Origin of the sequence: Bacteroides caccae (assembly GCF_002222615.2) — a bacterium.
GTDB lineage: Bacteria > Bacteroidota > Bacteroidia > Bacteroidales > Bacteroidaceae > Bacteroides > Bacteroides caccae.
Map to the genome: position 1 here is coordinate 204,336 of NZ_CP022412.2, position 12,449 is coordinate 216,784.

The following is a 12,449-nucleotide window of genomic DNA, read 5'->3' on the forward strand; positions in this document are numbered from 1 at the left end:
CTCTTATTTATTAATTTTCTGTATGATGAATTGAACTTGTTCATTGTTTTTTATAATCCGTTCCATGTCTTTATCCAGACGAATGCGGAATGCCCAGATACGGAAATAGAAAAATAGCCCGACAGGAAAAATAATCCCGGCTACCAAATTCAGCCAATAGATATGGAACGGACGTATATGAGCAGAAACGGGAATGACCGGATAATTGTTTAATGCTCCTATCAAAGTGGCCGACTTAGTGTTAGACATTTCTTCCACCAATACCTCCAGTTTTTCATTGATAGCCATTACCTCATCATCCTTCTCAGTAGACATCCACAATTTGAAGTAATTCGGTGCTTTTGTCAAACGATTTTTGGTAATATATGCCCTACACTCTGCTGTGAGCGATTCCAAATCACTAGGGATACGCTCATAATCAGGATCATTTATAATAACTTCTTTCTTAAATAGATGACGTACACTGCGGATTCCCCAAACCTTTTTAAACCAGTTAATATACGCATCGGCATTCAACACCACAGAATCCTTATTGGATTTATAAGTCAGAAAGATGCCTAATGGAGCAAGCACGGCACTACTTGTCCACATCCCCATCCACACGATCCATTTACCGTCACGTGCCATTTTATATCCCGTATTGTCAATGATATAATAGATGATAAATACCAATACCGATACAATGACAGGCATTCCCAAGCCTCCCTTACGGATAATACCTCCCAACGGAGCCCCGATAAAGAAGAACAACAGACAAGAAAGGGAAATCGTTATCTTCTTATGCCACTCCGTCTTATGTTTCCGGATAGCGTAGTCATTAGTCTCCATCGTATAGCTCTTGAAAGTCAAATCGCTAGCCATGTTTTCCGCACGGCTAACAGCGGAAGATATCACCTTTTGTTTTTGCATTAAAGGCGACACTTCATAAAGACTATCCACATTGTATTCCTGAATATCCGCCTTTTCTATTTTGGCGGTGTCTTCTTTTGTCAATCCGTAAGACGCACGGAAATTTCCTTCGGCCACTTCCTTATAATACTGTCTTCCGATACTATCTCCTAGTACTTTCATAGAGTCAATGGAACTTTGCAATTGCGCCATATCCTTAGCACTGGATTGCCGCCCCATGATATCACCGTCAACCATATTAAAATCGGAGTCAAACTCAATAATCGTGTGCTTCTCCCTGAACGACTCACGGCGGTAAGGCACATTCTGAGATTTCATACTCTGTGCTTTCAAATTCTCGAATAAGTCTCCGCTATATAGATGCAACCAAAGATGCTGTTTGTCCGCAGTCATTTCCAGACGTCCGGAATCTGCATAAATAACACGTGCTTTCTCAAACCCTTCTTTCAGATCATAGATAAGCACATCATACAACATACCCGTTTTCCGGTTTTTCTTGGCAATTTTCAGATTATAATCGGGAATTTCGGAATAGAAAACTCCTTCCGGAATATCCAATTCCGGAGATTTTTGTTTCATAGAAAGAATCAGGGTTCCCAGTTTGGCTTGGGCAATGGGACCTACCACATTCTGAAAATAGAAAGAAATGCCCACCAAACCACAGACAAAAAAAACAAGCGGACGCATAATTTTGAGCAGGGAAATACCCGCAGCCTTCATTGCGAGTAACTCGTATCGTTCGCCGAAGTTACCGAAAGTAATCAAAGAAGCCAGTAGCACCGCCAACGGCAACGATACTGGCACCAATGTCAATGCGGAATAAAAGAAGAACTGAGCCATTACGCTCATCTCCAATCCCTTTCCGACCAATTCGTCCACATATCTCCACAGGAACTGCATCATAAAAATGAACAGACAAATGAAGAATGTGCCCACAAAGAGCATCATGAAGCTCTTTACGATGAATATATCTAATTTCTTTATGCGTAGCATCTTAATAGGTTCGTGCATTTAAGACGCAAAATTAGCACAAAAAAAGGAGCATCGAAAATTTTTAGTTGAAAGTTAACTAAAAACCACAAGTTCTTCTTAATTTAGCCACTTGCGACTCCCACAATTCTTTCATATCATCCACTTCATCCGGCTCCGCAAAATCAGTGATTTCTAATACGTAGTCACTTGTCAACTCATTATAAGTCATCTTAATTTCAAAATAATCGCGCTCGTTCTCGTCATCCTCCCAACGGAAGCGGATAAAAGAGAAAGAACGTATCGCCGTAATTTCAGCCTTTCTCTGCTCAGTCTTTCCCCAATGAAACTCTACAATCTTATCATCGGATATCACTTTGTCTGCAAACCAGTCCTCCAACCCGGTAGGTGTACTAATGGCTGCCCAAAGAATATTTTTAGATGTCGCATTCAGCAAATACTCCAAATGAATTTTTTCCTTTTTCATAGCAATTTCGAATTGTTTTTACGTGTGCCAAGATAAATACTTTTTTCTAAATACATGGCATAAATCCTACACTTTATTTAATTATTCTTTCATTTTCAAGTCTCAAACTCCCTGTTTATAGAGAAAATTAAAAACCTTCTTAAAGAAAAAACACAAAAAAGTTGTGATTTGTTTTGGAGTTTATAGAAAAACATCTATCTTTGCACCCGCAATCGAGAAACGATGGCGGGATAGCTCAGCTGGTTAGAGCGCATGATTCATAATCATGAGGTCCCCGGTTCAATCCCGGGTCCCGCTACTTGATAAGAATAAGGCATTTGGGAGGCTTCCACTTCTGGGTGCCTTTTTCTTTTATACATCAATTGGTGGCAGGTGACGCCATAGGTGACGCTAATTAACGACTTCCTAATTACCTGTTCTGATTTGACATTAAGTTATCATCGCAAAAATACGAATAATCTATCTTTTCTTGGAAAAAAAGTCTATAAAAATAGGTTTAAGAAAAAAATAACTAGTTTTTTCACAAGAACTATCATCACTATCTAATTACTAGTCAAATTCACAGTCATCACAATCACTTTGACAAAACGGGTCATACCAAAATTCCTCATATTCTTTCTCTGATTGTTTTATTTCCTGTATCATTTTTTCTCTTTCTTTCTCATCTTTTACCCATACCCCCTCGTCAACATTTACACGCCACATCTGTTTCTCTTTCCATTTTTCCCATTTCTTCATTTTCATTTCTAAATTTTCCCTTTCCTTCGCATCTTCACAACAATCCAGTTCTATTTGAATATAGTCACTCATATCAAAATTTTGCAAATTTATATATCGATATTCATCCAAATCCTCCTTATCATAACACATATCCTCATACAAATCCTCAAAGATACTTTCTGCCTCCATACTAGTTGCCCAACCTTCATCATGTATATGTTCTTTTTTTATTTTATTACAACAAAGCTCATACTCGTAATCAATAGGAGTAAAAAGCTCTTTAAAGATATTCTCATAATCTGGATTATTATAAAATACGGCTATATTATTAACATCAAAAAAATGAGTTTCTTCTGGGTTCATTTTGGCAAAAGAAACAAATTCAGTAATCTTACCTCTAATATATGCTTCTAAAGAACATGGTGACCACTCATTTTCTTCTTTCCATTCTTCAATTAGAGACTGATTCATTTCCATATAGTTTTCTAATGGAGGCATCTGAAACATTTTCTGTCCCTCTAACCAATGATGCAATTGTTCTATCCCCAAAGAATCTCTTGCAGCAGCCATAGACAAAATATTCCCCTTTAAAATTCCCAACAATTCTTTAAACGATTTTAATGATGTAAGCCTATCCACTCTCTTATTTTTATGTTTATAATCAGCTATTATTTCCGAAATATTAGTACATTTATTCACCAAATAAGAAGATAAGCTATTAATACTCCCCATAGTATAAGATGCTTGCAACTCAGGTGTAACATAGTCAGTTAATCCGTATTTCTGAATCAGAAAATAATGTTTCAATATAAATCCAGCCAACTTATCAACTCCCACAACTTCATTAGACAACGAACAATATCTACCGATTTCTCTACTATACTCTGTTTCCTTTACTGTTTTTCTATATTCCAATGGATATCCTTCCTTATAAGTAGAATTAGCCATTTTTATAATGTAACGTACGCCAAGAAAAGATTTTTGATAGTATTTTTGTAGATATAGTCTACTACAATTCATTCGAGCATCAATAATTTCATCAATATTAAGATGATTAGCCAACTTTTCTAATGCTAATCGCGAAAAACCATTCACGTTTACTAAATAGATATTCATATGTCAGATGTTAAGTTTTACAATCCTACAAATGTAATAAAAAACAGCAAATGAATTTCTTCAAATGCTGTTCTTTAATGTTCTAAGATACCTTTTCATTATTCCATAGTTAATAAAACTGCTAAATCATAAAATTCACTAAGATTCTTCGCATAATATTCTCCCTTTGAAGTAGCCATTTTATTTGGATATGGTATTATACCAACTCGTTCTAAATCTAATCTGTCTGCATCAAAGCAAGTATCAATAGTTGAGTTACCTGTTCGCAATGTTGTAGTATGAAGTTCACAAGCCTTAGACAATAACTCAAATTCATTATCGGTTAGTCCTTTTAGTAATGTGTGCCTAATCCCATTAATCATAATAGCGGCTTTTTTTCCATGTTCAATGTCACAACCATTATCTATTCTGCATTTATCATGCAGATAAGCAAACAACCTAACAACCGTAATATTTACTTCTGATGTGGCAAGTATTATTCCATTACGTTCCACTCTTTGCCAATGTGGTAAACCATGAGTTTCCCCAAGTTCCCAATCTTTTAAAGCAAATTGTTTGATTGCTTCTATATCTAAAGAAGCTAACTCTTGCATAACCAACCTTTCTTTAAACTCTGAAAGATGCTTACTATGATTATCCTTTCTTCTATGAAACCACTTAAACATATAAGTATGTTCTAATTCCGTATCGTTAGTTAGATTGTACACTATTTGAATTTCTTCAAATGCTGTTCTTTATTATTCTTTTATCTACAAACATCTCATAAAATCTCTGCATTATATCAATAAATTCGTTTGGTAGTCTTTTCAATACTTCTTCCCTTATGTATTGAGGTATCTCTTTATAATATGCTTCTGCTATTCCACCAGTGATAGCCCCCATTGTATCAGCATCACCACCTAAAGAAATAGTAAGTCGAATAGCACTTTCATAATCTGTACTCTCCAAGAAAGCGATAATAGATTCTGGAACTGTACCTTGACAACTCTCATTGAAGTAGTAAGTAGGTCTTATTTCGTCACAGGTTCTACTAAGATTATATCCAAATATAGTTTCAATATACTCTTTAATTTTCTGTTTAGATTTACCTGTACGAGCCAAGTATATACAAGCTGCTGTTGCTTGTGCACCTTTAATTCCTTCTGGATGATTATGTGTGACTTCTGCACTTTGTTTGGCAGCTTCTAAAGTCTCCTCTAAAGTATTAAAAGCCCAACCAACAGGACTAACACGCATAGCAGAACCATTTCCCCAACTATTGTAAGGTTGGGGATTATCTGCTTTTAACCATTCGTAGAACATATTTCCATAACTACTAGGATAACGATTACCATAATCCTGCATAATACCTAATAAACTATCGCTAGTTAATAGCCAATCAGCATTAGCGATAGTCATTATAGTATCATCAGTAAAGTGTGACGAAGAACCATTGAATAACGAGAAGTCTATAGACTTTATTGGGACAAACTCATAGTAAGAACCTATTATATCTCCTGCTATTGTACCTATCAATATATCAGTATTCATTATTACTAAAATTAAGTTGGAATAAAGATAAGAATTAATCTTTGGATTTCGATATACTTCTTAAATACTCTATATACTCTTTGTCACTTATCTGTTCTATTGCGCCATCCATTTCTTCATCACTATAATCACCACCCCAATTACATTTTGTTTTACGATAAAACATTAATGCTTTCCTTTCTTTCTTAGTCATCGGTGGATTTATAGTTTCTAAATCCGTGTTATACTTCTTTTTGCCATTGAAACATAAAAGTACACCTATAATAAGCACTATTCCAATAATCATTTTCAAATAATATATTAATGTAATTCTTTAGTAATAATCTTATCATTATTATATAAACAGATAATAGCTCTCGCTTCTTCCTTTTTTGAATCAGTATATTCCAACTTCACTGTTACAATAATATCACGTTCATAAGCCTTTTTACAAATAGCTTTACTATAAAAACATCTACCACCCTTAGTATTGCCTTCAATGATACAACTATGTTCTGTAATATCTTTCTTGATATTTGATATATTTTATTTATGAATCTTATTTATATCAATGGTATCATATTCAGAAACGTTATCATACTTACCTTCTCCTATTTTCTGTAACCTATCTTTTATCCTTTTATACCGTCTAAATGAACAAGTTGAAGTATTTCTATCATAATCTATGATTTTAGCCTCTATCAGTTCTAATTCATTACATTTACTAAGCCTATCATAACTATTCAAATCCACTCTTTTAACTAAGCTATATTTATAGTAACCACCATAGTAAGCACTTCCTGTTCTTTTGTGTATTGTTATAGTTTTATTTACAGAATCAAAATCTGAATTATAATTGCTGATTTTTCCTGTTGGATTAACAAATGGCGCTTCTGTCAGTTGCTTCACTTCATTATTGGTTATCTTGTAAACATCATAGGTATTGCAATGTCTTGTACCACATCTCCAGTTATTGATAATTAATTCTTCTTCTCCGTCAAAATCCACATCAGAGAAAAAGAATGGTGAGTTATGACTCAAATACTCCTTTGTTGATTTAGGTAAATAATCCAATTCTAATATCATGTTATCTCTAACTTCTTGTTCGTTTACATAATAAAGAACACTGTCAGAAAAGCTTTCATTGTAAATATAGAATCTGTTATCTTCCTTTTCAAAATACAGTAGTGCATTTCCCCATATTTCAGTCTCCCTCTCTTTATCATAAGTATAGTTATACGGCAAACACATAACAGTTACATCAAAGCCATTTACAGGTTGCCTGTACTTTATAAAAATACGTGGTTTAAAGCATTTAAGCTCATCATCAAACAAAGTATTATACAAAAACTTTGCACATTTCATAAAGTTAGCTGCTGCTAACGAATCTTTCATATCCTGTTCACTTGGTTGTCTTTTCCTATCACAAGATAAAACAGAACATAAGAAGATTGGTAATATGCAATATAAAATTTTCCTCATGGACTTTTTTCTAATTATTACATATAAGATAAATCGCCAAAACCACAACAGGAACGATGATATACAATGCTACTGCTCCTTCTTCAAAACTCCCATTTTCTTTACGTGGACAAGTAATATATGCTATTATTGCATAAATTACAATTCCTATTACTGCTCCCATAAATCTTTATTTTATCAGTTATGTTTTCTTTTGTTTTCAGATTTAACTATGAGTGAAAAGATAAAACCACCTACTGCTCCTGCTAATATTATCATTAAAAACTCTTCCATTAGACTTCTTCTTATTTAGTATTTTTTCAATTCACAAGCTCCCCAAATTATAGCCAAAATGTTTAATACACTGTACAATATAACGCTTCCCATTGAAAGAGGTAGAAACCTTGCTCCAAAATATGCAGCAATAACTAAAATAATAGGAAGTCCTGAGTCTCCATTTTCGTCTCCTTGCACAACATCCATTATAATAATGTAAATAGCCGTTAAAGCAGAGTAAACAATTTGCTCATACTTCAAAATATCTCCCATTGTAGTATCACTTTCGATTGTGATGATAGAAAAAACTATATCCTTTAAAATCCAACCCAACAGGAAATAAACAAGTATTCCTATAATAATCCAACCAATCCTTGTCATGTCAAATAATATTTTGAATATTTTTAAATCTATCATACACATTACCAAACTTACTATCAATGATAGATTTTATTTGTCCCATTGCATCTCTAACATAAGGCTCATTATCTTTCAGTATAGTAAATTTACGTTTCACAATAACATTAAAAGAAGAACTAAACAATATGCGTTCTTTCAGTTTCTTCATTATGTCATAAGTTCCATTGTACCCACTATTATAAGCCGTTGGAAAATAACTTTGTCTCTGCTGTTGATAACGAGCTATCTGTATATCTTCTGCTATTCTATAATAAATATGGTCGCTAATACTTATATCAACTTTATAAGTCCTTTCTCCACTCCAAAAGCTATCTTCAACACAATACATAAAAACTTCATATCCTTTATACTCAAACCTTTGAGCATTTGATAAATCTCTTACTGTATATGCCATAATCTATTCTATTTCTTATTAAACGGAAGCAAATGCTAGCCTAATAAGACTAGCACTATGCCGTTAATTCCTATTATTGTTTTGTGTATGTTATTACCTCTCCTTCACCTTCTTCATCTATATCATCAACCAAAACTAATTTAGAGCCTGTCAGTTCTCGAACATGCATTGAATAAACATCACTCTCTCCGTCGCTATCTTCTTCCCATATCCAAGTAAAGACCTTACTATTTTCGTCATAGGTATATCTGAAATTGTCTACTCCGTCTTTATCTAATTGCCCATTAGTATAATTAGCACTTGAACCTGTACCGTCTGAATTAATAGTCATTACTTCTTTATATTCCACAGAGTTTCTATTCTCTATATTCACCCAAGTACCTACTAACGGATTTTCATCATCGTCATCGCTACAAGAAGTAAAACCTGCACATAAAGCAATAACCAATAAAGTCGCAAAAAATCTAAATGTCTTCATATTCTATAAAATCTTTTTGTTAATAATTTAATTTGTAGTATAAGCTGCTCAAAATTGAGTTGGCTACTTAAAAGATAGTAGCAAAAGTTGTTTCTTAATGTCTGATTCGTAGTTATATATCGTTTTATCTACCCTGTTCCCTTTGGATAGTATTACACAATGAGAAAAGCGTGGGAACTATCGAATATTATCATCATGAGGCTCTGGACTGCCCTTGCACAATAATAAACAATAGCCCACGCCAAACGATATATAGACTATCTTAACAAGATAGGTATATAACATTGACGTGAGCGTTCTTGCCTACTATCCCGTGCAAGTGAAATTGTCCAGATTTCATGATAGGATAATATTTAAAACGCTCTTCGTTAACTAATATGTCCTTTCAGCCCCAACACATTAGGTATCTGAAATTGGTACAAAGTTACGAAAAGCGTTTGTAATAGCAAGAACTATTGTTTATTAAAAGTTGAGGGCTATTTCTGCTTTATAAATTTATGGTAGTGGAAAAATTCAAAACTCCCCATATAAAAACTAAATTTCTGAATTTTTCCACCCTACCGATATTTTATGCTTATGGCTTTATAAACTGATTTTTTATCCGTTGAACGGTGGAAATACCAATACTTTGTAGCTTAGCTATATTTCTGATTGAATAGCCTTTCTTTAGTAAAGCTATGACTTCTTTATATTCTTCTTTTTTCTTATCATCCGTTTTGGTTGAACCTGTCTTTCTGCCAAGTTTACCACCTTTGGCAATATAATTCGCTCTACCACTATTCAAACGGTATTGGATATTGCTTCTTTCGATATTTGCCATTTCTGCAAGTACTGTCACCATGATAGACGCTATTGGATTAACTTCCCCATTTGGTTGCAAAGTATATAAGCCCAAGTTCTGTATGTAAACCGATACTTTCGATTCATGCAATATATCCAAAGAGCGAAGAACCTGTAATGTACTTCTCCCTAGTCTTGACAATTCAGACAAAAGTAGAATATTCACAGATTCACGTTTACAGTATTCTAAACATTCCCCTAAAATCTGTCTTTCCTCAATTCTCTTTGCACCTGAAATATGCTCCTGGAATATATTCACAATTTCTATATCCTGTGAGATAGCATATTTCTTTAAATCCTCTATTTGTCTGCTCGTGTCCTGTCTGTCATTACTTGATGAAACACGAGCGTATATTACGGCTGTTTTCATTTTATTCTTTGATTAAATTGATAACATGAAAGAATGTGTTCAAACCACCTTTGTAGATTTATTTGAACACATTCCTGTTTTGAACACACAAGTAGTTAGTGACGTTTATCCGCTTCTTCCACTTCCCATAAGCCAACTAAAAGAATAAGCAGGATTAACGGAACACAACCTGTTATAAAAGACAATACCACCCAAAAGAGCCAAACAAGTATCTTATAATAAAACATGATTCTTTATTTTAAATAGATTAATAATTGAACGGTTTATTTCCATATTGATAGTCTGTTATTGATAAACAGATTCTATCAAAGAAAGAATGTCCCTTATCTGAATTGAAATACTTCCTATAAATCTCATCATTGGAATTATCCAATAAGACATCTAATTTCAGCAACCAATATTTCAATGCTTGCAACCTCTTTATATATTGGAGATTATTCTCACAATGGCAAATTGTTTCTTTCAGATATTCAATCTTTCTAACCATAGTTTCCTTCTTTCTATCCATTGCAATAAAATTAATAAAATAGGAGAATACCCATTTCTGAATATTCCCCTGTTTAATCAATCAATAAACCACTTATATTTAGTGTCTCCATGCAAAGCGGCATTTATCCCCGTTGCTATTTCGGTTGCATTTACCGCTCTATCCAAGAATGAATCTATATAACTGCTTTTGTTTGCCCCTGTCAATAGATTGTACAATTTCCACATACTTATATCATTTCCCAAGCTCCCAAAGTTCTTATCATTGATATATGCTTTTGCAACTGTATTTATCTGCGAATCAGTGATGAGCATTTTAGGAATATCTTTCTGATAACCTTGTGGCAATGATTGATAAAGTCTCATTCTCCCAAGTAATTGGCAAAATTGGTGTTCTGTGAGATATGAGTTACTAAGTGTTTGCATTAAATGTAGATGTTTTGCAGGTTGATAACTCTGAAACATTTCCAATACTGCCCGATATAAATCTTTGGTATTAGTAACTTCCAAGCAACTAAGAAAACCGTCTGTTGACACACACAAGTTTGTACAAACCTTACAAATAAAGCCAATAAACACTTTAAATCGTTCTGCTCCTTTCTTTGAATAAAGATTAGTGTGATTATAAGCACGAACACCACCAATAGTTAATATTAACTTATTCCCGTTCACCGTTTCGTAAATCGTAGGAATCTGAATAATAAAAGCACATCTTTCGTAGTAGATAGTCTTGTCACTTTCAAGAAGTTGATTTGCAGGTTTGTGTATTGCTTCGGGCACTCTCCCTTTAATAATGTGACTTACACGAATATCGGGCTTATCAATACTTTCACCACTGAAAAACGTATTTGCAGCGTCATAAACAGTATCAATAAATGCAGGGTGAGGAATTGTAAGCTCATTATCTTTGGCGAATACGGGTGTAATACAATCTTCTTTTAAATGTTGCATTGTTACCTCTAGTGTATTAGCTTCCAAGAAATGAGGATTCTCTTTTTTAACTTTTGGTTGTTCTTCGATTATTACCGCTTCTTCTGCATACTCACCAAAGTTGTTTTCCCTTCTTACCTGTGGCACATTGCCAATAATTTGTAGATTTCTCATAACGAATAAAATTTTAAATGATTTATAAATTGATTACGTGGATTGAAATATATTTCGTTTTCTATCCAACTACCCTAGGGGGACGTTAGAACTACTCTACTCACTTGTACGTAACTTTCAATTCAGTAAATCATAGGAGAAATAAGCTGATATATATTTAAGCTCCTATTTTTATAGGTAGGGGGGATTATATATAAGTACCTGTACTTTATTGCGTGCCTATGTATTACTATGCACTATAATAGAAAGGAGAGTATTATACTGCCATATAAAGATATGCTAAGTAGTAATATCAAAGAATGAGCATTGTTTATTTTTTTACCTTGTTTATTATGAGTAACTTTGAGTATTCTTAAAAATCAAGAACTACCTGTTTGTCAATGGTTCAACTCCTTAAATTATATGTAAATCAAACAGGTCATATTTGCATTTTCCCACACTTCCATTGGGAAAATTAACTCCCATATTTAAAATTGCGAACTGCTATATCCCTTGTATTAGACAAGAATTTAGAAGTTCCACAAAAAAAGCCGCAATTGAGCACATTTGTAAGTGTACTCGCTTGCGGCTATTTTTGTTTTTAGTTAGGTAGTAGACTAATTTATTCGTCAAAGTCTCTATAATGAGCTTATTTGTAGGCATTGACATATTTTTCAGTGTTTCATACTTCAAATACAGAGTTAGCCTATATAACTCTTAATCTTTAAAAATCAAAACAGATACTCTGTCACACTAAAAAATGAAGTTCATGCGCACATAAAGTTTAAATTCTTTAGTAGTAGGGGAAAATGTGTGTTATAATATATAATTAATATCAGATACTTTTTCCCCACTACCTTACCTATGTAAAGCTAAGAATGGCTTGTAATACTAATAATAACACTGTACTTTGCCGTACACAGAAAAAATC

The 12,449-nt window shown here is 33.6% G+C and carries 14 protein-coding genes and 1 tRNA gene; 1 reads left to right on the forward strand and 14 read right to left on the reverse strand.

The genetic code is table 11. The annotated features are described in order from the left end of the window. Nucleotides 1-3 precede the first annotated feature (3 nt). Complete coding sequence (locus tag CGC64_RS00875; RefSeq protein ID WP_032855298.1) at nt 4-1,902, reverse strand: LptF/LptG family permease; 1,899 nt, start codon at nt 1,900-1,902, stop codon at nt 4-6. Between the two features lie 76 nt (nt 1,903-1,978). After that, complete coding sequence (locus tag CGC64_RS00880; protein WP_005678244.1) at nt 1,979-2,365, reverse strand: START-like domain-containing protein; 387 nt, start codon at nt 2,363-2,365, stop codon at nt 1,979-1,981. A gap of 224 nt (nt 2,366-2,589) precedes the next feature. Between CGC64_RS00880 and CGC64_RS00885 the strand changes: the two genes are divergently transcribed. After that, a tRNA-Met gene (locus CGC64_RS00885) sits at nt 2,590-2,663 on the forward strand. A 251-nt stretch (nt 2,664-2,914) separates the two neighbouring features. Here the strand turns inward: CGC64_RS00885 and CGC64_RS00890 are convergent. The 12 genes from CGC64_RS00890 to CGC64_RS00945 all read right to left on the reverse strand — a co-directional run bounded on the left by CGC64_RS00890 (nt 2,915) and on the right by CGC64_RS00945 (nt 11,539). Next, entirely contained in the window at nt 2,915-4,201 is a 1,287-nt protein-coding gene (locus tag CGC64_RS00890) for a hypothetical protein (protein ID WP_005678243.1), read from the reverse strand. A gap of 98 nt (nt 4,202-4,299) precedes the next feature. After that, nucleotides 4,300-4,794 (reverse strand): HD domain-containing protein, encoded by a 495-nt coding sequence (locus tag CGC64_RS00895; protein WP_005682570.1) that lies wholly within the window; start codon nt 4,792-4,794, stop codon nt 4,300-4,302. Between the two features lie 127 nt (nt 4,795-4,921). Next, nucleotides 4,922-5,731 carry an ADP-ribosylglycohydrolase family protein gene (locus CGC64_RS00900; RefSeq protein WP_005678240.1) on the reverse strand — a complete coding sequence of 270 codons (810 nt, stop codon included), beginning with the start codon at nt 5,729-5,731 and terminating at the stop codon, nt 4,922-4,924. Between the two features lie 34 nt (nt 5,732-5,765). Then, entirely contained in the window at nt 5,766-5,924 is a 159-nt protein-coding gene (locus CGC64_RS19040) for a hypothetical protein (RefSeq protein WP_229091551.1), read from the reverse strand. A 332-nt stretch (nt 5,925-6,256) separates the two neighbouring features. Next, complete coding sequence (locus tag CGC64_RS00915; RefSeq protein WP_005678237.1) at nt 6,257-7,105, reverse strand: hypothetical protein; 849 nt, start codon at nt 7,103-7,105, stop codon at nt 6,257-6,259. Nucleotides 7,106-7,202: 97 nt separating this feature from the next. Then, nucleotides 7,203-7,355: a hypothetical protein gene (locus CGC64_RS18900; protein ID WP_005678236.1), complete on the reverse strand. Its 153-nt coding sequence runs from the start codon at nt 7,353-7,355 to the stop codon at nt 7,203-7,205. Between the two features lie 125 nt (nt 7,356-7,480). Then, nucleotides 7,481-7,864 (reverse strand): hypothetical protein, encoded by a 384-nt coding sequence (locus CGC64_RS00920; RefSeq protein WP_005678235.1) that lies wholly within the window; start codon nt 7,862-7,864, stop codon nt 7,481-7,483. Next, nucleotides 7,830-8,261, reverse strand: a complete 432-nt coding sequence (locus tag CGC64_RS00925) for a hypothetical protein (RefSeq protein WP_005678234.1) — start codon at nt 8,259-8,261, stop codon at nt 7,830-7,832. The genes CGC64_RS00920 and CGC64_RS00925 overlap by 35 nt, the downstream gene beginning before the upstream one ends. A 73-nt stretch (nt 8,262-8,334) precedes the next feature. Then, nucleotides 8,335-8,739, reverse strand: a complete 405-nt coding sequence (locus CGC64_RS00930; RefSeq protein WP_005678232.1) for a lipocalin family protein — start codon at nt 8,737-8,739, stop codon at nt 8,335-8,337. A 574-nt stretch (nt 8,740-9,313) separates the two neighbouring features. Continuing rightward, nucleotides 9,314-9,949: a recombinase family protein gene (locus tag CGC64_RS00935; protein ID WP_005678231.1), complete on the reverse strand. Its 636-nt coding sequence runs from the start codon at nt 9,947-9,949 to the stop codon at nt 9,314-9,316. A gap of 247 nt (nt 9,950-10,196) precedes the next feature. After that, nucleotides 10,197-10,457, reverse strand: coding sequence for a hypothetical protein (locus CGC64_RS00940; protein ID WP_005678230.1), 261 nt, complete (start codon nt 10,455-10,457; stop codon nt 10,197-10,199). 56 nt (nt 10,458-10,513) lie between these two features. Further along, nucleotides 10,514-11,539: a DUF3871 family protein gene (locus tag CGC64_RS00945; protein WP_005678229.1), complete on the reverse strand. Its 1,026-nt coding sequence runs from the start codon at nt 11,537-11,539 to the stop codon at nt 10,514-10,516. Nucleotides 11,540-12,449 lie beyond the last annotated feature (910 nt).

Coding starts and splice junctions, on each gene's coding strand:
- CGC64_RS00875 (WP_032855298.1), bottom strand. CDS start 1,902: ATGCTACGCATAAAGAAATTAGATATATTCATCGTAAAGAGCTTCATG.
- CGC64_RS00880 (WP_005678244.1), bottom strand. CDS start 2,365: ATGAAAAAGGAAAAAATTCATTTGGAGTATTTGCTGAATGCGACATCT.
- CGC64_RS00890 (WP_005678243.1), bottom strand. CDS start 4,201: ATGAATATCTATTTAGTAAACGTGAATGGTTTTTCGCGATTAGCATTA.
- CGC64_RS00895 (WP_005682570.1), bottom strand. CDS start 4,794: ATGCAAGAGTTAGCTTCTTTAGATATAGAAGCAATCAAACAATTTGCT.
- CGC64_RS00900 (WP_005678240.1), bottom strand. CDS start 5,731: ATGAATACTGATATATTGATAGGTACAATAGCAGGAGATATAATAGGT.
- CGC64_RS19040 (WP_229091551.1), bottom strand. CDS start 5,924: ATGACTAAGAAAGAAAGGAAAGCATTAATGTTTTATCGTAAAACAAAA.
- CGC64_RS00915 (WP_005678237.1), bottom strand. CDS start 7,105: ATGAAAGATTCGTTAGCAGCAGCTAACTTTATGAAATGTGCAAAGTTT.
- CGC64_RS18900 (WP_005678236.1), bottom strand. CDS start 7,355: ATGGGAGCAGTAATAGGAATTGTAATTTATGCAATAATAGCATATATT.
- CGC64_RS00920 (WP_005678235.1), bottom strand. CDS start 7,864: ATGATAGATTTAAAAATATTCAAAATATTATTTGACATGACAAGGATT.
- CGC64_RS00925 (WP_005678234.1), bottom strand. CDS start 8,261: ATGGCATATACAGTAAGAGATTTATCAAATGCTCAAAGGTTTGAGTAT.
- CGC64_RS00930 (WP_005678232.1), bottom strand. CDS start 8,739: ATGAAGACATTTAGATTTTTTGCGACTTTATTGGTTATTGCTTTATGT.
- CGC64_RS00935 (WP_005678231.1), bottom strand. CDS start 9,949: ATGAAAACAGCCGTAATATACGCTCGTGTTTCATCAAGTAATGACAGA.
- CGC64_RS00940 (WP_005678230.1), bottom strand. CDS start 10,457: ATGGATAGAAAGAAGGAAACTATGGTTAGAAAGATTGAATATCTGAAA.
- CGC64_RS00945 (WP_005678229.1), bottom strand. CDS start 11,539: ATGAGAAATCTACAAATTATTGGCAATGTGCCACAGGTAAGAAGGGAA.